Origin of the sequence: Colwellia asteriadis (assembly GCF_039523295.1) — a bacterium.
Taxonomy (GTDB): Bacteria; Pseudomonadota; Gammaproteobacteria; order Enterobacterales; family Alteromonadaceae; genus Colwellia; species Colwellia asteriadis.
Map to the genome: position 1 here is coordinate 1 of NZ_BAAAFA010000040.1, position 627 is coordinate 627.

A 627-nucleotide genomic window follows, 5' to 3' on the forward strand; every position below is an offset into this window, starting at 1 on the left:
TGATAAAGCTCGACAGTGGCGGTAATGTTGAGCTTATCGGCAGTGATGTTTTAACCCTTAACGGACAAATGATTACCTTTGATGGCGATGTGGCTTACGACATTGAATCGCCCATTAGTGCTAGCGCTCCCAGTGCTGCGCAGCCACCGACTATTCGCCCTATACGCAGCTTTAGCTTGCGTGAGGCTAGTCTCACTAGCGTTTCTGTTCAACGGACTGAAATAGGTGAAAGCTCACCCACAGCACAAAAAAATGCGCTTTATGATGCAAATCAAACGCTAATAGAGAAAACAGCAACCATAGATGAATTAGAAAATACAAGAGAGCGATTAGCGTTAAACAATGATAGCATTTTACGGGCTGAAGCCGCACAATATGTTTATAAAGTAGATGAATTCAATCGTGGTCATATTACCGAATTACCGCCACCACCAGCAGGGTTAGAGTTAATAGACCCAAGCACAGTACCTGGTCTTGAAGATGCTGTATTTACTTCTATCGAATCAGGCTTTGGGGCAGCATTGATGAAGTCAACGGTTAATGGTGAGACCATGCTAGTATATCGTGGCACCAATAATGGTGTTACGGGTATGAAAGATTGGGCTACCAATGGTAAACAAGGTGTTG

1 pseudogene is annotated in these 627 nt (G+C 43.9%); it reads left to right on the forward strand.

Annotation, left to right across the window (positions count from 1 at the left end):
- Positions 1–627 (forward strand): annotated as a pseudogene (locus ABD005_RS18140) (hypothetical protein); the annotation flags it as partial.